Origin of the sequence: Halomonas sp. DQ26W (genome assembly GCF_003339685.1) — a bacterium.
GTDB lineage: Bacteria > Pseudomonadota > Gammaproteobacteria > Pseudomonadales > Halomonadaceae > Halomonas.
The window spans coordinates 1-704 of the sequence record NZ_QPKI01000072.1 but is presented as its reverse complement, the minus strand read 5'-3'; the positions used below and the strand labels follow the sequence as shown (position 1 = coordinate 704).

At 70.0% G+C, this 704-nt stretch carries 1 protein-coding gene; it reads left to right on the top strand.

What is annotated here, in order from left to right; all coding sequences use genetic code 11:
• Positions 1–704, top strand: a 704-nt coding sequence (locus tag DU490_RS16955) for a contractile injection system protein, VgrG/Pvc8 family (RefSeq protein WP_258801717.1), incomplete at both ends; no start/stop codon positions are given.

Below are 704 nucleotides of genomic sequence, written 5' to 3'. Positions count from 1 at the left end.
GAGACAGGCGAGGATGAGGTGGGTGGCGCCCACCGCCTGGTCTTCGCCGACGACCCCCAGGTGCTGGCCAGCCTGGGTGAGCGCACCTATCACGGCCGCGCCGGCGGCACGCCGCCGCTGCGCCACCTGCGCAAGCTCAAGCAGGTCTCCCGGGTCCGCCCCGCCTCGGCCATGCTCAAGGACTACTCCTTCAGGCAGCCGGGCTATTCACAGTTACATCAGGCCCAGCTGCACGAACATATGGCCGAAGGACTGGAGGCGCAGCGGGGCGTCGTTGATAAAGGGTATGAACACTACGATTACCCCGGCCGCTACAAGGCCGACGCCTCCGGCGAGGCCTTCACCCGCATCCGCCTGGAACACCTGCGCCACGATGCGCTGACCGCCGAGGCCGAGAGCGACCTGCCCGAGCTCGCTCCCGGCAACCGCTTCACCCTCACCGACCACGATGCCGAGCGCCTCAACCGCGACTGGCAGGTGGTCTCGGTGGTGCATCACGGCAGGCAGCCCCAGGCGCTGGAGGAAGACGCCGTGGGCGTCGCCGCCAGCGACCGCCAGGGCATCGGCGGCAACGACAGCACCCGCTACTACAACGAGCTGCTGCTCACCCCCGCCGACACCGCCTGGCGCCCCGAGCCCGACCCCAAGCCCCGCGTCGACGGCCCCCAGGTCGCCTTCGTGGTCGGCCCTGAGGGTGAGGAGAT